A 19,435-nucleotide genomic window follows, 5' to 3' on the forward strand; every position below is an offset into this window, starting at 1 on the left:
GCCGCCCGCGCCGTCGAGCGGGGTCACGGAGCTCCCCATGGGCTGAGGCCCCAGCGGAGCACGTGTGTGGCACCCGCTTCCAGGACGGTGAGATCCGTGCCGCTGCGGAAGGCGTCCGGCGGACAGGACATGGCCTCCACGGCGACACCGCGGCGCCGGCGTCCCGGTTCGGCCAGCGTGTCGCCCGTGTACACCTGCACGTACCTGGTGCCTTCGCCGAGCCACAGATCGACACCCCGCAGCCCGGAGGGATGTGCCAGTCGTACGACGGCCCGGCCGTCGGGCGCGCGGTCGAGTCCGGTGAAGGCGGTGTCCAGACGCAGATCGCCGATGGGGCGGGCGGTGCGGAAGTCGTACGGGGTGCCGGCCACGGGCTCCTGGTCGAGCGGCAGACCCTGGTCGTCGGTACGAAGGAAGCGGCGAGCCGGAACGGTGAGCAGCGCGGTGTCCACAACGTCGGTGCCGACGGTCAGATAGGGGTGCTGACCCACTCCGTAAGGTGCCGGAGCCGTACCCGAGTTGGTGGCTGTGACGGCGGCCTCCAGCCCTTCGGGCCCCAGCCGGTACTCCACGCAGACATCCAGGAGGAAGGGGTAGCCGGGCTGGGGGCAGAGCGTCGTGCCGATTCGCACGGCGTCGTCGGTGTGGGCGAGCAGATTCCACAGGGTCCAGCGGAGCAGGCCGTGGATCGCGTTGTTCTTCTCCGGTTCCGTGAGCGGGAGTTGCAGATCCGATGCGCCGAACCGGTAACGTCCGCCGCCCACGCGGTTAGGCCACGGCGCGAGCAACTGTCCCCGCCCGCCCGTGATGGCGGAACCGGCCGCGAATCCGTCGAGGACAGGCCGGCCGTTCACCGTGTAGTCGCGCAGGGCGCCCCCCAACTGCACCACCACGGCGCTCTGTTCGCCGTGGGTCAACCGCCACTGCGCGCCGGTGTGGCTGGGGGGCACAGAAAACTCCTCACTCAACTCGGCACTCTCCGTGAGGGTTCCGGCCGGCATCGGTACGGAAGGGGCTTCCACGCGCATGAGGGACAGCACCGCCGTGACGACGGCCTCCGGAGGCTGATCGATCTCCACCACCAGCGGGTGCTCATCGGCCTCCGGCTCCCGCAGGTCAGCGAGCTGGGTGTCCAGCAGGTCCGTCGGGAAAAAGTGACCGTGCCGGGCGGCCAGCCGCGAGCGGATCAGCTCCCGCGTTCCGTGCAGATAGACCAGCCGGACTCCGGGGCGCGTCGCCAGAAGGGTGTCCCTGTACGCCCGCTTGAGCGCGGAGCAGGTCACGACGGCACGGCGACCGGCCACGGTCTCACGGTCCATCCAGGAACCGATGGCTTCGAGCCAGGGTTCCCGGTCCTTGTCCGTGAGAGCGTGACCGGCGGCCATCTTGGCGCGGTTGGCCGCGGAGTGGAACTCGTCCGCGTCCCTGTACACCCAGCCCAGCCGGTCGGCGAGCAGGCGCCCGATGGTCGACTTTCCCGACCCGGCGACGCCGACGAGGAGCACCAGTCGAGGCTGCTCCCCTGTCGCTGCTGCGTGTGACACGGGCGTCGCTCCCGGCCGTCAGTCCTTCAGAGGCCCGGGCGCCACGCACAGGCCCCAGATGATGAGGGCGTCGATCGCGATGAGCAACAGCGCCCACCACGGCGTGTAGGGAAGCCACATGAAGTTGGCGATCATGCTGAGACCGGCCAGCCCCACGCCGACGATCCTGGCCCATGTGGCGCCCGTGAACAGGGCGATACCCGTGAGCAGGATCAGAATGCCGAGGATGAGGTGGATCCAGCCCCAGCCGGTGAGGTTGAGCTCGTAGACGTAATTGCGCGTGGCCACGAACACGTCGTCCTTGGCGATGGCGGAAATGCCTCCGAGGAGCGTCATGATGCCGCTGAAGGTCATGATGACCCCAGCGAACACCAGCCACCCGCTGCTGTGCGTTTCCTTCTGCCGACCGGGTGCGCTCGCATGGGTCGTCATGGCTGGCTCCTAGCTGTGGTCCGGTCGGCCCACCGTGGCGTCTCCGTCCGGTGGGCCGGGTACCTCCAATTTGACCCCGGTCGGCCCTTGGCGCATCTCGGCCGAACGAGAGGGCCCGTGCCGCCGACTCGTCGCGCGCGGCAAACCGTGCCTGTACGGAACACCTCGTCACCGCTGGGGCCACCGTGGATTTTGGGCCGTTCCGCCAGGATTCGCACTGTTCGCGGCTGGCAAGCATGTGCCATGGCGAGGACTTGCCGCCATGAGGTCTTCCCGACGGTGTCCACCGGTCGATAGACCCATGGCATGTACTCCCCCTCTCAGGCTTCCGCCTTCCGGCGCGGGCGTTGGCAGCTGATCTCGGCAGCCACCGTGGTGCCCCTACTGGCGTCGGGGCTCGCGATTCTGCACGCACCCGCACAAGCCGCTCCGAGCAAACCCACCGTTCCCGCCAAGCCCTCCGCGACCCACAAGGTCACCCTGGTCACCGGCGACGTCGTCACGGTCACCACCATGGCCGACGGCAAGCAGACCGCCGACGTCGACCGGCCGGACAGCGCCGTCGGCGGCGTGAAGATCCAGCAGGTCAAGGGCGACCTGTTCGTCGTCCCTGACGAGGCCGCGCCGCTCCTGGGCACGGACAAGCTGGACAGGCGGCTGTTCAACGTCACCGACCTGATCGAGATGGGGTACGACGACGCGAAGTCGGCCACGGTGCCGCTCATCGCGACGTACGTCCAGCCGAAGTCCCGGTCCGCCGTCGAGCCGACGGCCCCCCGGGGCAGCAGACTGACCCGCAAGCTCAAGGGCATCAACGGCGCTGTGCTCAGCACCGAGAAGCGGCAGACCCGCACCTTCTGGACCAGCGTCGCGCCGCAGGGCAGCGCGAAGCTGGGCGCGGGTGTGGCAAAGCTGTGGCTCGACGGTCGGGTGAAGGCCGCACTCAAGGAGAGCGTGCCGCTGATCGGCGCTCCCGAGGCCTGGGAGGCCGGATACACCGGCAAGGGCGTCAAGGTCGCGGTGCTCGACACCGGCATCGACGTCAACCACCCCGACTTCGCGGGTCTGATCGATGGCACGGCCAGCTTCGTACCGGGTGAGGCCGTCACCGACGTCAACGGTCACGGCACGCATGTAGCCGGCACGATCGTCGGTTCGGGCGCCGCCTCCGGCGGCGACAACAAGGGCGTCGCCCCCGGCGCCGACCTGTTCGTCGGCAAGGTGCTCGGCGGCGCGGAGGGCTCCGGCCTGGACTCCTGGGTCATGGCAGGCATGCAGTGGGCCGCCGAGACCGGTGCGGACGTCGTCAACATGAGCCTCGGCGACTCCTACCCGACGGACGGCAGCGACCCGATGTCGCAGACGGTGGACGCACTGTCCGAGCAGTACGGCACCCTGTTCGTCATCGCCGCCGGCAACTCGGGTCCGGAGAGCATCTCGGCCCCCGGCGCGGCCGCCTCGGCGCTGACCGTGGCCGCCACGGACAAGCAGGACCAGCTCGCACCGTTCTCCAGCACCGGCCCGCTGGCCTACTCCGGCAGCATGAAGCCGGACATCGCGGCGCCCGGCGTGGACATCACCGCGGCTCGCTCGCAGGAGATGACCGACGGGGGCGAGGGCCTCTACCGCACCATCAGCGGTACCTCGATGGCCACCCCGCACGTGGCAGGCGCGGCGGCGATCCTCGCCCAGCAGCACCCGGACTGGACCGGCGCGCAGCTCAAGGAACACCTGATGAGCACCGCGAAGGGCCTGGACGGCGGGTACTCGCCTTACGAGGTCGGAACCGGCCGTCTCGACGTGGCCGCCGCCGTGAACAGCAAGGTCCGCAGCACCGGATCGCTCTTCTTCGGCAACTACACGTGGCCGCACGAGCCGAGCGACGGCGCGGTCGAGAAGGACATGGTCCTCACCAACACCGGATCCGCCGAGGTCAAGCTGAACCTGACCCTGACCGGTGACGGCGGCCCGTTCACGCTCGGAGCCACCACGGTGAGCGTCCCGGCGGGCGGCACCGCCACCGTCCCGGTGACCGGTGACCCGCAGTCCGCCTCGGCAGGCCGGCACGTCGGTTACGTGATAACCACCGACGCGGCCACCGGCCGGCCCATGACCCGCACATCCCTCGCGCTGATCGAGGAGGAGGAGCGCTACGACCTGAACATCAAGCTGGTCGGCCGGGACGGCAAGCCCGCCGCCGGTCAGGTCACAGTCAACCTCGCAGGCGACTTCTGGCCGTGGTCGGTCTACGTCGACGGCCAGACCACCATGCGCATGGCACCCGGTCTGTACACCGTCGCGGGGTACCTCGACGTGGCCGGCGAGAAGGCGGACCGCTCGGGTCTGGCCGTGCTGGTCGCCCCGGAGACCGTGCTCAAGGACGGCTCCGCGGACGTGGTGCTGGACGCGAGCAAGGCACGCCTGCTGCAGACCGAGGCGCCGCAGCGCACCGAAAACCGGCAGCGCAAGGTCGACTTCAACGTCCACTACAAGGGCCTCGACCCGTACATGGACTACCGCAGCGCGTACGTGCTGCCGCCGACGTACGACGACGTCTACGTCGCGCCGACGAAACCGATGGCACAGGGCGAGTTCGTCCTGACCACCCGCTGGCGCAAGGGCGAGCCTGCGCTCAGCCTGAGTACGTCGGGCGGTCGGCTCCGCTTCGAGACACTGGTACAGGCGGGCAGCGCCCTGGACACCGCCACGGACAAGATGGACGCCGTCTACGCGGGCAACGGTGCGGCGGCCGGATACGAGACGATCAAGGCCAAGGGCAAGGTCGTCGTCATCACGCGCAGCGACGAGGTCTCGCCGGCGGAGCGCACCGAGGCCGCGGTCGCAGCCGGTGCGAAGGCGCTGATCGTGGTCAATGACGGTGTCGGCGCCCTGATGGAGTACGTCGGCGAGTCGACCATCCCGGTCGCCACCGTGCACCGCGACGCGGGCAAGTCCCTCGTCTCGATGGCCAGGACCGGGGTACTGAAGCTGACCGTGAAGCAGACCGAGCACACGCCCTTCGTCTACGACCTGACCCGGGAGTACCCGGGCCAGGTGCCGGACCGATCCCTGGTCTACAAGCCGACAAAGCGTGACCTCGCCAGGATCGACGCCCGCTACTACTCGGCCACGACCGGCAAGGCGGCGGAAGGCTACCGGTCCGATTTCACCCTCAGCCCGTCGTTCAACTTCCCCGAGGCCGAGTGGCACCCGGGCACCCGAACCGAATGGGTGACCCCGGGCCAGGTCTGGAGGGAGTTCCACGCGCAGGGCGTCGACGGCAACCTGCCGTGGGTGATGGTGTCGGGCGACAACACGTACGCCAAGGGCAGCACCACCCAGCTGGACTGGTTCGCTCCGGCGACCCGGCCCGGCCAGGGCGAGTCCTTCGGTGTGTACAACTCCCGCTGGCAGAACTACATGACCTGGAACGTACAGGCATGGGCCTCCGCGAGCGACAACATGCGGCTGGGGGGCTTCCTGCCCTGGGGTGAGACGCCGTCCCACCTGAAGGTCTACCAGGGCGACACCCTGATCCACGACAACCCGGTCAGCGGTGACATGCAGTGGGTGGAGGTACCGGCCGGCAACCTGCCCTACCGCACCGTCCTCGACGTGGAGCGGCCCGGTGACGTCTTCCGGCTCTCGACGCGCACCCACACGGAGTGGACCTTCATGTCCGACACCGTCGAGTCGGACTACTTCGAGCGGTTCTCGGTGCTGAACCTGGACTACAGACTGGAGACCGACCTGCACGGGGACGTCAAGGCCGACGCCACCCAGCGGATCGCGCTCAAGCCGGTGTCCATGGACCTCGGCGCCGTGCCGGGCACCGTCAACAAGGTGACGCTGGACGTCTCTTACGACGACGGCTCCACCTGGCAGAAGGTGACCCTGGCCAAGGGCACCGAGGGCTACTGGACGGGTTCGTTCAAGACGGCCAGGAAGCCCGGTGGCTACGTCTCGGTACGCGCGAGCGCCGCGACGGACAAGGGCTTCAGCGTCAAGAACGAGATCATCCGGGCGTACGGCCTTCGATGAACCGCACTGTCGGGCCCCGGGGAGGCGACTCCCCGGGGCCCTCCCCGTCACACCCGCTCCCACCAGGGACTATTCAGGGTCTGCCGCCATGGCGCATACTCTCTCCGCTGCCGCAAGGGGAACGGAGTCGGTTGCCGATGCTGGATGTTCTGGGTCTGGAACCCGATGACGAGTGTGTCTACCGGGCACTGCTCGGACGGCCCGGTTCCACCGCGACGCTGCTGTCGGATCTGCTGGCCGTATCCCGGGCCGACGTCGACAAGGCCTTGTCCCGCCTGGTCGGATGGGGACTGGTGATCAGGTCGGCGGACGAACTGTTCACCGCCGCCCCACCCGCCATGGCGCTCGGCTCCCTCATCAGCCGGCGCCGGGACGGGCTGCGCATGGCGGAGCACGCGCTGGCGACCTTCGCCGAGGAGCACCGGGCGGCGATGACCGGGAGCAGCATCGACGATCTGATCGAGGTCGTCACGGGCGTGGATGCCATCCGTCACCGCTTCCTTCAGGTGCAGCACGCGGCCCGTACGGAGGTCCGTTCCTTCATCACCGCGCCGTTCGTCGCCCTGCCTCCCGACGAGAACACGGCCGAGCCCTTGGCCCTCGACCGCGGAGTGCTCTTCCGGGCGGTTCTGGACCGCGCCGCGCTGGCGGAGCCGGGCATCGTCCACGACGCGGTCGAGTCCCTGCGCAACGGGGTGCGACTGCGTGTCGCCGACCACCTGCCGATGAAGCTCGTGCTCGCCGACGCCGACCTCGGCCTCGTCCCCCTCGCGGTCACACCGGCGGGTGAGCCCGGCGCGGTGCTGCTGCACCGCAGTGGTCTGCTGGACGCGCTGGACGCGTTGTTCGAGACGGTGTGGCGTACTGCCCACCCGCTCGGGCTGTCGGACACGGGGGACGCGTCCGAGGCCGGCGTCGAGGTCGGTCCGCAGGGCCCCAGCGAACTCGACCGCAGGATCATCGGGCTGCTCCTGGCCGGCGTGACGGACCTGACGGCCGCGACGCAACTCGGTCTGTCACCACGCACCCTGCACCGGCGTCTGCGTCACCTCATGGATCTGGCCGGCGTACGGACCCGGATGCAACTCGGCGCCTACGCGGTGCGGAACGGCTGGGCGGAGGCCCTCTGAGTGCGGTGGACGGGGACCGTATACACCGGCGCGGGGGGACGGCGCCGGGGCCCACTTCGGCATCACTCCTCCGTCGCGCCGCCACAGGCCGCCGGGCTGACGGAGGTCCTGTCACGTGCGCAGCCGCCCGGCGGCTGCGCCGAAGAGGCGGTCCGTGCAGGAGCCCGGTCTCTTCGGCGCAGCGCGCGGTCAGACGCGGTCGGCGGCGATGAGGACGTACTGGAAGGAGCCGTCCTTGTACGAGTTGATGAACGCCTCCTCGATGCCGGTGACCAAGGAGGACGTGGCGCGCAGCTCCCAGTAGGGCAGGGTCTCGGGAGTCAGGTCGATGACGGCCTGCGGTACGAGACGGTTGTCGGACATGGCGCGCAAATACTCGCGGCGGGAGTGGATGTTGCACTCGAAGTGGGCGTTGATCTGGGAGACCCACTTGGAGGGCTGGCCGTAGCGCGGATTCCAGCAGCCGGTGATGGTCACGTAGCGGCCTCCGACCTCGAGGACCCGGGAGTGCTCGGCGAAGAGGTCGTGCAGGTCGACGTACATGCTGGACTCGTTGTTCCACGAGCCCGCGGCCTGTCCCGTCTCCAGGGGGGTGTCGAGCATGTTGCACACGCGGGCCCGGACGTGGTCGCCGATGCCGAGTTCCTGGGCGCGGTGGTTGGCGAAGTCGGCCTGCTTCGTCGAGAGCGTGACGCCCTCGACCGCGCATCCGAAGCGCTGATGGGCCATCACCATCGAGCCGCCCCGGCCACAGCCGGCGTCCAGGAGCGTGTCGTCACGTCCGATGGGCCCGAGGTGGTCCAGGAGGACTTCGGCCTGGGCCGACTCCAGCCTGTGGAGTTCGGCGATCAGCTTCTTCTCGTACTCACTGCTCGCGGCGTCGCCCAGGGCGTCGTGATCGACGTCGCCGATGCCGTAGTGGTGGTGGTAGAGCCCGTCGACGTCGCCGAGGCGCAGGTTCACCGGCCGCGCTTCGTTGTTCCAGTAGCGCGCGATGTCGCCCTGGTAGGGGGATGCCGGGGCGGGGATGAACGCGGAGGTGCTGTTGAGGGTGGTGCATTCGGTGCTGGTCACAGATGATTCCGTCCTTACCAGAAGTCGGGCAGGCTGTACCGATAGGTGTTGGTCTGGTGCCAGTAGTGGTTGCCGTCGACCCACACGGCCACGCCCCGGAGGAAGCGCAGCACGCTGGGGACGGGGCAGGCGGCAGCCAGGGCGGCGGCTTCGGCTTCGAAGTCGCGCATGAGGTCGTTGTGGACCTCGACCGCCTTCAGGTAGGCCTCCTGGTCGGAGACCCCTTCGCGGTCGGCGATCACCACGGGCAGATTCAGGTGCCGGCCCGGGGCTGCCAGCTCCTTGGTGTACGAGTACAGGTCGTTGACGATGGTCGTGGCGTTACCCGCGAGAGCGAGGACTCGCTGCATGGCGGGCTGGGCGTGGAGGTCGGCCGGCAGTTCGTAGCCGCCCACGGTGTCGGTGATGGTGGGGCACGGTCTGAAGTTGTTGAACTGCCGCATCACCAGGTACTCCCACACCTCGGGCGTGTGGTCCGTCTGCGCCCAGGCGGCTTCCGCGAGGTAGCCCAGGTGCAGGCGGGCCATGTCGTGGCGGAAGCGGTCGGCCTGGGAGGCGGTGGCCTGCTGGGAGAAGTACTCCATCGCGGAGCGGTAGGCGCGCCGCGGAGCGTCCACGTGGAGGGACTCCGCCCACTGGGGCTGGTATTCACCCGTCGAATGCAGGGGGTCCAGGGCGGTGTGTGCCAGCAGGAGGCGCCCCCCGAGGCCGATGGGTGAGCCTCCGTGGTCCTCGCAGTAACAGTCGTCGACGGTGTTCTCGGCGACCATCAGCCGCGTGGCGACCATCAGGTGGTCGATCGTCGGAGCGTCCGGATGACAGGCGACCATGTAACGCCCGACGGAGAATCCGTCGAACTGGCCCTCCCACTCCGCGGGATACAACTCGACCTCGTCCACCGCCCAGGACTTGATCCTGCGGCTGACCTCCTCCACCCGTACCGGATCGGGCTCCGGAACGGGGTGGTGGTACAGGCCGGGAATCGGGTTGCCCTCCGTCGGCGCCCCGGGGGACGGCGGCGGTTCCGGCGCGGCCTCGCGCCGGCCGAGGTGCAGGCTCGCCGTGCCCAGACCGCTGGGGCCGCCCAGGATCCGTCCCAGGGCGGGGCTGATGTCTGCTGGGGGAATGTCGGCTGTTCGGAGGTCGGCGTGGCGGAGGGCGGCCCCGAAGCCGGCCGCCGCGGCAGGCAGACCCGACTGCAGAGGGGAAGGCCCAGGGTCGGGCATCCGTGGCTCCTTGGTGAGGTGGATGGTCTCTCCCGGATCCGGCCACGCCCGCCCGGCCGGAGGAAGTCCGGACCGGTGGGTGGCCGTCGTACGGACCTCTAGTCGCGCCTGCGGGCGATCTGCACGTTCTCCATCACGCCGAGCGCGTTGGGAACGAGGATGGCGGCGGAGTAGTAGGTGGTGACCAGGTACGAGATGATCGCCTGCTCGCTCAGGCCCATGAACCGCACCGACAGGCCCGGCTCGTACTCATCCGGCAAGCCGGTCTGACGCAGGCCGATGACGCCCTGGTTGTCCTCGCCGGTGCGCATGGCGAGGATCGAGCTGGTCTGTTCCTTGGTGATGGGGATCTTGTTGCAGGGAAGGATCGGGACCCCGCGCCAGGCCGGGACCTGCTGTCCGCCGACGTCGACGTGATCCGGGTAGAGCCCACGGGCGTTGAACTCGCGCCCGATCGCCGCGATCGTCCTCGGGTGGGCGAGGAAGAGCTTCGTACCCCGGCGGCGGCAGAGCAGTTCGTCCATGTCGTCCGGGGTGGGCGGGCCCGAGTGGGTCTGGATCCGCTGCTTGAAGTCGGCGTTGTGGAGCAGGCCGAACTCCCGGTTGTTGATCAGCTCGTGCTCCTGGCGCTCCCGCAGCGCCTCGATGGTGAGCCTGAGCTGCTCCTCGGTCTGGTTCATCGGCCCGTTGTAGAGGTCGGCGACCCGGGTGTGGATGCGCAGAACGGTCTGTGCGACGGAGAGCTCGTACTCGCGCGGTTTGAGCTCGTAGTCGACGAAGGCACCGGGCAGGTCGACTTCGCCCACGTGCCCGGCCGACATCGCGATCTCGGCCTCGCCGTGCCGGTTCTGGCCTTGCCGGGGGAGCGAGCTGAACTGGCGGATGTGCGCCTGGAGGCTCGACGCGGAACTCATCACGGCGGCGAAGTCCGCACGGGACAGGGTCAGCAGGGTGCCGGGGGTCTCGGCGGTCGCGGTGTAGTCCCACTTGGCGTCGGCATCGAGAAGCGCGGTCTCCCCGAAGTGATCGCCGTCGGCGAGCACGCCCACGTCGATCTCGTCGCCGTACTTGCCCACGGAGTTCTTGTTGATACGGCCGTGGGCGATCAGATGGATCTCGCCGGCCGGGGTACCGCGCTCGACGAGCACCTCACCGGAACGGAAGTCGCGCTGGACGCACCGTTCCGCGATCGCGGTCAGCACCTCCACGTCCTCGAAGCCGCGCAGCAGGGCCAGTTCGCCGAGCTCCCGGGGGATCACCCGGACATCGGAGCCGTCCTGGACGAACTCGATGCTCCCGTCGCCGACGGTGTACGTCAGCCGGCGGTTCACCCGGTAGGCGCCGCCCTTGGTCTCCACCCAGGGGAGCATCCGCAGAAGCCAGCGGGAGGTGATCTCCTGCATCTGCGGGGCGGACTTGGTCGTGGTGGCCAGGTTGCGGGCGGCTGCTGTGCTCAGGCTGGACGGCGGGGGCGGATCCAGCTGCGATTGCGGGCTGGTCTCAACGGTCATCGGGAGAGCTCTCCTTGGCGAGGGGATGGTGTGCACGCGCCCGACCGGTGAAGACATGCGAACGTCACGGCGCGGGCTTTTCGTCCAGAACTCGCTGAACAGTAAGGGCCGTTACGCCTGACTCGCCCGACGAGTCCGATGGCGCTACTCGAAGCAGTGATCTTGCCGCAGACGGGGTTTAGCCGGGCGACCGACGGCATTCGAGCCACATGACCGAGAGGACCTCGGTGAATCGGGTTGTCGACCGGCGAATTCCCGTCACCGGGGGAGCCGTTGAATGAACGACGCCCACGGTTGGGAACAGGTGTGGCAGGCGGACTCTCGACAGCGGTGCCGGAGGCCGGGGGTGCCGAGGAACAGCAGTGCCGACGAGCAGCAGTGCCCGACGATGCGAGGCCACTGGGAGCGCGCCCGAGACCGTCGGCCTCGGTGCACCTCGGCACCGGGCTTTCGGCGGGGAGAAGGGTGCGCGCAGCGCAGGTGGGCCGAACCTGCTGTGGATCCGGCTGATGCGGCCGGATCCACCATCTGCTGCTTCCCGCAGGAGCTCAGCGGGGAACGAGCTGGAGGGTCGCCTCGCGCGCCCGCTCGGTCAGGACGTCGTCGACGATTTTCGGATAGCGCGTGCCGTACTTCGCGCGATAGGCGGCATCCACCGCCGCCCGCACGCCCGGGTCCGGGGTCTCGAACCCCACGTCCTCGACGACGCCGCCCGCCCGGACGCGTCCTCGGTGGCAGGTCTGCGTGCCGACGAACCACGGCCCTTCGCGGCCCTTGACGGAGCGGACGTAGAGACAGTCACCGGCGCGGACCATCCACATCGTGACCGGGGCTCGCAGCGTGCCGTCCGCGCGCTCCGATTCGAGGTCGATCTCCTCGGCCGCGGCGAGGCGGTCCAGCTGGGTGGCACTTCAGGCAGTCATGACGTACCTCCTTGAAGTGCAGTGGTCAGCCGGTCGTCCGGACGCCGCCGAGCCGGGTGACCATGGCGGGGTCGCGGTGGTCGAAGAACAACGAGGCGCCGGTGTCCAGGGCTGCGATGGACGCCATCTCGTCGGTGGTGAGTTCGAAGGCGAAGACGTCGATGTTCTCCGCCATGCGCTCCGCCCGGACCGACTTGGGGATGGCGACGACACCTCGCTGGATGAGCCAGCGCAGCACGACCTGAGCCACGGACTTGCCGTGCTTCTCCCCGATCGCGCTCAGAACCGGGTGGGTGAAGAGGTTGTTCCTGCCTTCGGCGAAGCCGCCCCACGACTGGATCTGGACCCCGTGCGCGCGCATGAGCTCCTGGTCGGCGGTCCGCTGGAAGAAGGGATGGGTCTCGATCTGGTTGACGGCAGGCGTGACGTCGTTGTTGAGGATGAGGTCGACGAGCCGGTCGGGGTAGAAGTTGGCGACACCGATCGCCTTGGTACGGCCCTCGCGATACAGGCCTTCCATGGCACGCCACTGGCCGTACACGTCACCGAACGGCTGATGCATCAGATACAGGTCGATGTGGTCGAGGCCCAGCTTGGTCAGGGACGTCTCGAAGGCCCGCTCGGTGTGCTCCTGCGCGGGCGCGTCCTGGACCCACAGTTTGGTGGTGACGAACAGTTCCTCGCGCGGGATGCCGCTGCTCCTGATGGCGCGGCCCACGGCCTCCTCGTTCTGGTACGCGGCGGCGGTGTCGAGCAGCCGGTAGCCGGCCGCCAGGGCCTCGGTGACACACCGCTCGGTCTCCTCCGGCGGGATCTGGTAGACGCCGAAACCGAGGATCGGCATCTCGACGCCGTTGTTCAGCCTGACGTTCTGCATGAGGGGACTCCTTGGGGAGGGCGGCGGGGTGGTTCGGTGCTCGGCGGCCGGACGGTCGGCGTCCGGGCGTCCGCGGGTGTGCCGGACCCGGGCAGGTGGACCGCTCGGTCAGGGGTGACGGGTGCGCGGGCCGGCGTACTGCTCGTCGGTGACGTGTTCCAGCCAGGTGGTCTCGGGGCGCCCGTCGGAGGGCGCGGTGCCTTCCCACAGCGCCAGGTGCTGCATGAACCGGTCCTCCTCGGCGCCGTGCCAGTGCTCCTCGCCGGGCGGGCAGCTGACCGTCTCGCCCGCGTGTGCCGCGAACACGGTGCCGTCGCGCGTACCGACCAGGGCCACACCGGCGACGACGTGCAGGGTCTGGCCGACGGCGTGGTGGTGCCACGCGGTGCGGGCACCCGGCGCGAAGCGCACCATGTTGGCGCGGAGTCGGGAGGGTTCCTGACCGGCGTGGATGACGTCGAACCAGACGTCACCGTCGAACCAGTCAGCGGGTCCCTTGCCGGTGGGCTGCGGCATGACGAATTCCACGGGTGCTCCTTGGGCCGAGCGGGGATGCGGGGGTACGGGGTGGGGGAGTGGTTCAGGCGGCGTCGGAGTGGGCGAGACCCGAGCCCAGGGCGCGCGAGGCGGTGGCCTGGGCGGTGATTTCCCCTCCCTTCGCCTCGGCGGTGGCGATGGCGTCGTCCCCGGCGACGAACCGCAGCGGGGGCTCGTCCGAAGCGATGACCTTCAGCAGCGCGTCGGCGAGCTTCGCCGGGTCACCCGCCTGTCGGCCGTTCATCGACTGCCACATCGCCTTCGTCGTCCGGGTGCGTTCCGCGTAGTCGTCGATGGACAGCTCCGCCCAACTGGTGGAGGCGTCAACGAGCAGCTCGGTGCGGAAGAAGCCGGGCTCGACGACGGTGGTGCGGATGCCGTAGGGCTCGACGTCGAAGCGCAGGGAATCCATCCAGCCTTCGATGCCGAACTTGGAGGTGGCGTAGGCGACACAGAACTCCTGCCCCACCAGACCGGCGATCGAGGAGACGGTGACGATGTGCCCGGAGCGCTGGGCGCGCATGACGGGCAGGACGGCCCGGGTGGTGTTCATCGGGCCGAAGAGGTTCGTCTCCATCTGGGCCCGCATCTGCGCGTCCGAGATCTCCTCGAAATAGCCGGCCTGGAAGGTGGCGGCGTTGTTGATCAGCACGTCGATACGCCCGAACCGCGTGACGGCGGTACCGACGGCCGCCCGCGCGGCATCCGGGCTCGTGATGTCCAGGGAGGCGACCAGCAGGTTGTCCTGCTTGCCGCCGAGTGCTTCGAGAACGCTCTCGGGGCGGCGGCCGGTCGCGACGACCTGGTGGCCGGCCGCGAGCGCGCGGCGGGCGATATCGGTGCCCAGTCCACGGCCGACGCCGGAGACGAAGATGACCTTGCTCATGGGAAGGAGTGCTCCTGTGTACGGGGGTGGGTCCGCGGCGTACCGGGGGTGGGTCCGCGGCGTACCCGGTGGTGGGACTGCGGACTGCGGGGGTGCCGGGGATCCGACGAGACCTGGGCCGATCGGCGGTCAGGAAGGCCCCGGCCGACCGGGCCCAGGGCCCTGCTCGTCGAGAGCCGGTGTCCGTCCGGCGCCTCTCCACGGCATTCCTGTCCGACGGACAGTCGTCCTGCCATTCCGGCAGCCGCATATCCACCACTGTCACATCGCCCATCGATCATGAAAAGGGGAGGCTTTCTTCCTGGGAGGAAGTCATCCTGGGAAGAAACTCTCCCCCTTCAGCCCGGCCCCCGCGATGCGAGACTGGTGGCATGAGTCCCGACCCGCATCTCAACGAACTGGGTGAGTTCCTCAAAGCCCGCCGGGCCGAGCTCAGCCCTCGTACCGTCGGGCTGCCGGACCCTCCCAGGCCCCGGCGCGTGCCGGGACTGCGCCGGGAGGAGGTCGCCCAGCTCGCGGCGATCTCCACCGACTACTACACCCGGCTGGAACAGGGCCGGCTGCCGGCATCCGCGCCCGTTCTCAGCGCCCTCGCCCAGGCTCTGCACCTCGACGACGATCAACGCGACTACGTCTTCGGGCTCGCGGGCAAGGAGACGCCGCGCCCGCGAAGGCGTGCCCGGCAGAAGGTCCAGCCGCAGTTGCAGCGACTGCTGGACGACCTGACCACCACGCCCGCTGTCGTCCTGGGACGGCGCATGGACGTCATCGCCTGGAATCAGCTGGCGGCCGCCCTGGTCACGGACTTCTCCCGCATTCCGGAAAAGCAACGGAATTACCTCCGCATTCTCTTCACCGACCCGGTCATGCGCACCTTGTACGCCGACTGGGAGAAGGTCGCCCGCACGGCCGTCGCGCAGTTCCGCATGGAAGCCGCGAAGTATCCGGACGACCCCCGGCTCACTGCTCTGGTCGGGGAGCTGTCGGTCCAGGACGGGCACTACCGCGAGTGGTGGGCCGCTCATCAGGTGGCCGCACTCGCCATCGGCTCCAAGGTGCTCAACCACCCCGTCGTGGGTGAACTGTCCCTCGACTGGGACACCCTCACGGCCAGCACCGACCCCGGCCAGCAGCTGGTCATCTGGACCGCTGCGGCGGGCAGCTCCACCCACGACCGTCTGCGCATCCTCGCCTCGTGGGCCGCTGACCAGCAGCTCTCCGTCTCTTCCTCGGCGTGAGAGCGGGCGGAGGCCGCGGTCGGTACGTGCGACCGGCCCGCTCGCTCCATCAGCTCGAAAAGATGCGGGGCAGCGATGTCGAGAACCCGTGTCCGGCTCCGTCCCCGTAGTGAGCGCGACCAGAATGGGTCGCACCAGTACCGAGGAGAAGCACGATGGCCAAGTACCTGCTGCTCAAGCACTACCGGGGCGCCCCGGCCGCGGTCAACGACGTTCCCATGGACCGGTGGACGCCGGAAGAGATCTCGGCCCACGTGCGGTACATGCACGATTTCGCGGACCGTCTCGAAGCGACCGGCGAGTTCGTCGACAGCCAGGCGCTCGCCCCCGAGGGCACGTTCGTCCGGTACGACGGGGAGGGCCGCCCGCCGGTCACCGACGGCCCGTTCGCCGAGACCAAGGACCTCATCGCCGGCTGGATGGTGATCGACGTCGACAGTCACGAGCGCGCGGTCGAACTGGCCGGGGAGCTCTCGGCCGCTCCCGGGGCGGGCGGAAAACCGATCCACGAGTGGCTCGAGGTCCGCCCGTTCCTGGCCGCGCCGCCCACCATCACGGAGTGACACCGAGGTGAACGACGCCCTGCTCCGCAGCCTCACACCGAGTGTGATCGGCATCCTCGTCCGCCGCGGTGCCGACTTCGCGGCGGCCGAGGACGCCGTGCAGGACGCGCTGGTCGAGGCGGTCCGCGTCTGGCCGGCCGACCGGCCAAGGGATCCGAAGGGCTGGCTGGTCACCGTGGCCTGGCGCCGGTTCCTCGACGCGACCCGGGCGGACAGCGCGCGCCGCCGGCGTGAGCACGTCGTCGACGAGGAGCCCGCGCCCGGGCCGGCCCCCATGGTGGACGACACACTCCAGCTCTACTTCCTGTGCGCCCACCCGTCACTGACGCCGTCGTCCGCGGTCGCACTCACCCTGCGCGCGGTCGGCGGGCTGACCACACGGCAGATCGCCCAGGCCTACCTCGTGCCCGAGGCGACCATGGCCCAGCGGATCAGCCGGGCCAAACGCACTGTCTCCGGCGTGCGGTTCGACCAGCCGGGCGATGTCGCCACCGTGCTGCGCGTCCTCTACCTGGTCTTCAACGAGGGCTACTCCGGAGATGTCGACCTCGCCGCCGAAGCCATCCGGCTCACCCGCCGGCTCGCGGCCGCGATCGACCACCCCGAGGTGGCGGGACTGCTCGCCCTGATGCTGCTCCACCATGCCCGGCGTGCCGGCAGGACGGCACCCGACGGGAGTCTGGTGCCGCTCGCCGCGCAGGACCGAAGCCGGTGGGACACCGAGTCGATTGCCGAAGGCGTCGAGATCCTGCAGGCGGCCCTCGCCCGCGACCGGCTGGGAGAGTTCCAGGCGCAGGCCGCCATCGCGGCACTCCATGCCGACGCACCCACCGCCGGGGAGACCGACTGGGTGCAGATCGTCGAGTGGTACGACGAGCTCGCCCGCCTGACCGACAACCCGGTGGTCCTGCTCAACCGTGCGGTGGCCGTAGGTGAGGCCGACGGACCACGTGCGGGCCTCGCGGCGCTCGCCGGGCTGGACGACTCGCTGCCGCGTCACGCGGCGGTGGCGGCGTACCTCCACGAGCGCGACGGTGATCCGGTGACGGCGGCACGGCTGTACGCGGAGGCGGCCCGCAAGGCACCCGACCTCGCCGAACGGGATCACCTGACGCGCCAGGCCGCCCGTCTCAACTCCGCCCGGAAGCAGTGATGTCGCACGCACACCGCACCGTGGCTGGTCGCGCTGGTCGCGCCACATACCCGTGCGAACCAGGTGTGTGAGGATGCGGTGTGCTGGATGTGATCGAGGCAGTCGACTGGAGTGCCGTACCTGGTCCTCCCGACTGGTACGAGCCGGACCGCGTCGCCACCGGTCTGCGTGCCCTGGCCGGTGCGACGAACCGCGTTCAGGCTGCCGAGGCAGGCTCTCTTCTGGGCTGCGGCGGAATCGTCCACGACCACGGCGGAGCGGTGTTTCCGGCGGCTGCGGCGGCGGCCCCGCTTCTCCTGGACATCGCACAACAGGGACACCCCGTGGCTCGTGAGGCAGCGCTGGGGTTGCTCGACGAAGCGCTGTCGTTCCGGCCTCGTGCCGGGTACGAGCGGGTGAGGACCCCCTACGGCCGGTCCGTCCGTATCTGCTGTGCCATCGCCCACCATCTGCGGGCCCGGGCCGCATTCCTCGCCGGGCAGGGCCGCGCAGGTAAATTCCTGCTGGCCGACGCGGCTGCGCACTGGCGTTTCGACATCCAGGAGTGTGTCGCGGACGGCGACGGCACGGCAGCCCTCGGGCTCCTGGCGGGGTATCTCCAAGGCGGTGTCCCCCATGCGGCTGAGCTGCACGTCGACGGTTCCACCGCCCTGCTGGGGGAGGTTGCCCTCGTATACCCGCCGGTGGACGGCAGCCTCGAAGCGTGCCTGCGGATCATCGGCCGACGTCCGCGTGAACTGGCCGCGGGTGCGACGCTGTTGCCGGCGCACTGCGGTGAGTGAGGCGCGGGCCGCCGCGGCGGTCGAATCCTGAACGCTCCTGCGCCACCCGTGCCGAGCCCTGGACCTGGCGCCCCGGCACGGACGGTCCTCCTCGTCCGGCAAGAAAGCGCCTGAGGCACCGTTTGCGCAGGTGGCGGGCTCTGTGACGCGATGACGAGAACTTCACAGGACTGTCCCGATCACGTACCGCCGCCCGTCCGGCCGACATCCGACGCCTAGTCTGTCGGCGCTGAAGACGTCCGAGGGATGTCGTTGCAGTCGGACGAGAGCGGGGAGCGGGCATGGATGCGGGCGAGGGTCGAGCGGTGTCGCGCAGGCGGATACTCAGGCTGGCGGGGGCGGGGCTGGGGCTTGCCGTCACAGGGGCCGCAGCGGTGGGGTGCGGGCCCGAGGACACACCCGAGGAGCCGTCAGGCGGCGCGAAGCCGGGCGGGGGCAAGGAGGGTGACACCTTCACCACTCCACCTCCGGGTACCGCGCCCGAGCCCCTGTGGCAGGCGGACACGACGACCGACAATCTCGCCGGTATCCAGGCTCTCGCCGTCGTCGGGGACACAGCCCTGGTGTCGGGCGATCCCCTGGTGGGGCGGGACGTCGTCAGCGGTGAGGAGAAGTGGTCGCGGGCGGGGATCACGACCCCCGGCGCCCGGCTCATCATCGGCGGCGGAACGCTGTACCTCTCCAGCGCCGAGTACGACGGCGACGTCGTGGGTCTCGATCCGGCCACCGGCAAGGAGACCTGGCGCAGCCGCCTCGGCAAGTCGTACCAGCAGCCGCGCCCGATCGCGGCCGACGACCGCCATGTGTACGTGCTCGCCGGAGTCCTGGAGAAGGACTTCTCGACGCCTACCAACGTCATCGCGGCGATCGACACGACCACCGGGAAGGTGGCCTGGAGGGAGAAGCGCGACGCGGGGACCGAGGAGTACGGCATCACCGCGTCGGTCGTCGGCACGCGTCTGGTGTACACGGACTACCGGAAGAACCTGACCGTCCGTGACACGACGTCGGGCCGTCAGGTGTGGACGAAGAAGATCGGCAAGTCCAACTACCGTCGTTTCGCGGTCCACGAGGACCTGGTGATCGTGGCGGACGGGCAGCGGCTTCGGGCGTTCGGCCTGGCCGCCGGCAAGGAGAGCTGGTCCCTCGCGACGGAGGAGTTCAGCCTGTTCAAGGACCCGCAGGTACTGGACGGAGTGCTCTACGCGTCGGACAGCGTGCGCAGCCTGTGGGCGGTGGACCCCGCCACGGGCAAGCAGATCTGGCACAACGAGGACCTGCTGGAGTCGGCCGCCCAGGCGTGGCAGTTCGCCAAGGTGGGCGCCACTCTGTACGGGGCGACCGAGTTCGACGAGGAAGGCGGAGTGCACGCCTTCGACGCGGCGACCGGCAAGCTGCGATGGACGTACAACGACAAGACCGGTGACATCGAGCAGTGGTACGTCGTAGGGGCGGGCAAGCGGCTCGCCGTGATGCACGGGAAGCGGCTGTACGCGTTGCCCGCGGTGTGACCCGACG

16 protein-coding genes are annotated in these 19,435 nt (G+C 69.6%); 7 read left to right on the plus strand and 9 right to left on the minus strand.

Features of this window, described 5'->3' with window-relative positions:
- Positions 1–23: 23 nt before the first annotated feature.
- A complete protein-coding gene (locus AB0C82_RS12225) occupies positions 24–1,544 on the minus strand; it encodes a gluconokinase, GntK/IdnK-type (protein WP_362839526.1) in 1,521 nt (506 codons plus the stop codon).
- Positions 1,545–1,562: 18 nt separating this feature from the next.
- On the minus strand, positions 1,563–1,976 hold the full coding sequence (locus AB0C82_RS12230; protein WP_362839528.1) for a hypothetical protein: 414 nt from the start codon (positions 1,974–1,976) through the stop codon (positions 1,563–1,565).
- 306 nt (positions 1,977–2,282) lie between these two features.
- On the opposite strand from AB0C82_RS12230, the gene AB0C82_RS12235 reads away from it, so the two are divergent.
- Positions 2,283–6,017 (plus strand): S8 family serine peptidase, encoded by a 3,735-nt coding sequence (locus AB0C82_RS12235; RefSeq protein ID WP_362839531.1) that lies wholly within the window; start codon positions 2,283–2,285, stop codon positions 6,015–6,017.
- A gap of 137 nt (positions 6,018–6,154) precedes the next feature.
- Positions 6,155–7,147 (plus strand): helix-turn-helix domain-containing protein, encoded by a 993-nt coding sequence (locus AB0C82_RS12240; protein ID WP_362839534.1) that lies wholly within the window; start codon positions 6,155–6,157, stop codon positions 7,145–7,147.
- A gap of 189 nt (positions 7,148–7,336) precedes the next feature.
- On the opposite strand, the gene AB0C82_RS12245 is transcribed toward AB0C82_RS12240, so the two are convergent.
- The 7 genes from AB0C82_RS12245 to AB0C82_RS12275 form a co-directional block, all read right to left on the minus strand.
- On the minus strand, positions 7,337–8,221 hold the full coding sequence (locus AB0C82_RS12245; RefSeq protein WP_362839537.1) for a geranyl diphosphate 2-C-methyltransferase: 885 nt from the start codon (positions 8,219–8,221) through the stop codon (positions 7,337–7,339).
- 14 nt (positions 8,222–8,235) lie between these two features.
- The gene (locus AB0C82_RS12250; protein WP_362839540.1) at positions 8,236–9,447 is read right to left on the minus strand and encodes a family 2 encapsulin nanocompartment cargo protein terpene cyclase; all 1,212 of its coding nucleotides are present in this window, start codon (positions 9,445–9,447) and stop codon (positions 8,236–8,238) included.
- Positions 9,448–9,545: 98 nt separating this feature from the next.
- Entirely contained in the window at positions 9,546–10,958 is a 1,413-nt protein-coding gene (locus AB0C82_RS12255; RefSeq protein ID WP_362839543.1) for a family 2B encapsulin nanocompartment shell protein, read from the minus strand.
- Between the two features lie 548 nt (positions 10,959–11,506).
- On the minus strand, positions 11,507–11,857 hold the full coding sequence (locus AB0C82_RS12260) for a DUF2255 family protein (RefSeq protein ID WP_362839857.1): 351 nt from the start codon (positions 11,855–11,857) through the stop codon (positions 11,507–11,509).
- A gap of 49 nt (positions 11,858–11,906) precedes the next feature.
- Positions 11,907–12,758 (minus strand): aldo/keto reductase, encoded by an 852-nt coding sequence (locus AB0C82_RS12265; protein ID WP_362839545.1) that lies wholly within the window; start codon positions 12,756–12,758, stop codon positions 11,907–11,909.
- A 108-nt stretch (positions 12,759–12,866) separates the two neighbouring features.
- Positions 12,867–13,286 carry a cupin domain-containing protein gene (locus AB0C82_RS12270; RefSeq protein ID WP_362839548.1) on the minus strand — a complete coding sequence of 140 codons (420 nt, stop codon included), beginning with the start codon at positions 13,284–13,286 and terminating at the stop codon, positions 12,867–12,869.
- 52 nt (positions 13,287–13,338) lie between these two features.
- Positions 13,339–14,181 (minus strand): SDR family oxidoreductase, encoded by an 843-nt coding sequence (locus AB0C82_RS12275; protein ID WP_362839550.1) that lies wholly within the window; start codon positions 14,179–14,181, stop codon positions 13,339–13,341.
- A gap of 371 nt (positions 14,182–14,552) precedes the next feature.
- Here AB0C82_RS12275 and AB0C82_RS12280 point away from each other — a divergent pair, with 371 nt between their 5' ends.
- The 5 genes from AB0C82_RS12280 to AB0C82_RS12300 all read left to right on the plus strand — a co-directional run bounded on the left by AB0C82_RS12280 (position 14,553) and on the right by AB0C82_RS12300 (position 19,428).
- Complete coding sequence (locus AB0C82_RS12280) at positions 14,553–15,419, plus strand: helix-turn-helix transcriptional regulator (protein ID WP_362839553.1); 867 nt, start codon at positions 14,553–14,555, stop codon at positions 15,417–15,419.
- 155 nt (positions 15,420–15,574) lie between these two features.
- Positions 15,575–15,982 carry a YciI family protein gene (locus AB0C82_RS12285; protein ID WP_362839556.1) on the plus strand — a complete coding sequence of 136 codons (408 nt, stop codon included), beginning with the start codon at positions 15,575–15,577 and terminating at the stop codon, positions 15,980–15,982.
- Positions 15,983–15,989: 7 nt separating this feature from the next.
- Positions 15,990–17,135, plus strand: a complete 1,146-nt coding sequence (locus AB0C82_RS12290) for a DUF6596 domain-containing protein (protein ID WP_362839559.1) — start codon at positions 15,990–15,992, stop codon at positions 17,133–17,135.
- An 80-nt stretch (positions 17,136–17,215) separates the two neighbouring features.
- A complete protein-coding gene (locus AB0C82_RS12295) occupies positions 17,216–17,917 on the plus strand; it encodes a hypothetical protein (protein WP_362839561.1) in 702 nt (233 codons plus the stop codon).
- A gap of 281 nt (positions 17,918–18,198) precedes the next feature.
- Complete coding sequence (locus AB0C82_RS12300) at positions 18,199–19,428, plus strand: PQQ-binding-like beta-propeller repeat protein (RefSeq protein ID WP_362839564.1); 1,230 nt, start codon at positions 18,199–18,201, stop codon at positions 19,426–19,428.
- The last annotated feature ends 7 nt before the right edge of the window (positions 19,429–19,435 follow it).

The sequence above is a fragment of the Streptomyces sp. NPDC048560 genome (genome assembly GCF_040650955.1).
Lineage (GTDB): Bacteria > Actinomycetota > Actinomycetes > Streptomycetales > Streptomycetaceae > Streptomyces.

Excerpts from the sequence above, each read along its gene's own strand:
- AB0C82_RS12280 (WP_362839553.1), top strand. The coding sequence starts at position 14,553 with ATGAGTCCCGACCCGCATCTCAACGAACTGGGTGAGTTCCTCAAAGCC.
- AB0C82_RS12275 (WP_362839550.1), bottom strand. The coding sequence starts at position 14,181 with ATGAGCAAGGTCATCTTCGTCTCCGGCGTCGGCCGTGGACTGGGCACC.
- AB0C82_RS12235 (WP_362839531.1), top strand. The coding sequence starts at position 2,283 with ATGTACTCCCCCTCTCAGGCTTCCGCCTTCCGGCGCGGGCGTTGGCAG.
- AB0C82_RS12285 (WP_362839556.1), top strand. The coding sequence starts at position 15,575 with ATGGCCAAGTACCTGCTGCTCAAGCACTACCGGGGCGCCCCGGCCGCG.
- AB0C82_RS12240 (WP_362839534.1), top strand. The coding sequence starts at position 6,155 with ATGCTGGATGTTCTGGGTCTGGAACCCGATGACGAGTGTGTCTACCGG.
- AB0C82_RS12230 (WP_362839528.1), bottom strand. The coding sequence starts at position 1,976 with ATGACGACCCATGCGAGCGCACCCGGTCGGCAGAAGGAAACGCACAGC.
- AB0C82_RS12300 (WP_362839564.1), top strand. The coding sequence starts at position 18,199 with ATGGATGCGGGCGAGGGTCGAGCGGTGTCGCGCAGGCGGATACTCAGG.
- AB0C82_RS12255 (WP_362839543.1), bottom strand. The coding sequence starts at position 10,958 with ATGACCGTTGAGACCAGCCCGCAATCGCAGCTGGATCCGCCCCCGCCG.
- AB0C82_RS12265 (WP_362839545.1), bottom strand. The coding sequence starts at position 12,758 with ATGCAGAACGTCAGGCTGAACAACGGCGTCGAGATGCCGATCCTCGGT.
- AB0C82_RS12250 (WP_362839540.1), bottom strand. The coding sequence starts at position 9,447 with ATGCCCGACCCTGGGCCTTCCCCTCTGCAGTCGGGTCTGCCTGCCGCG.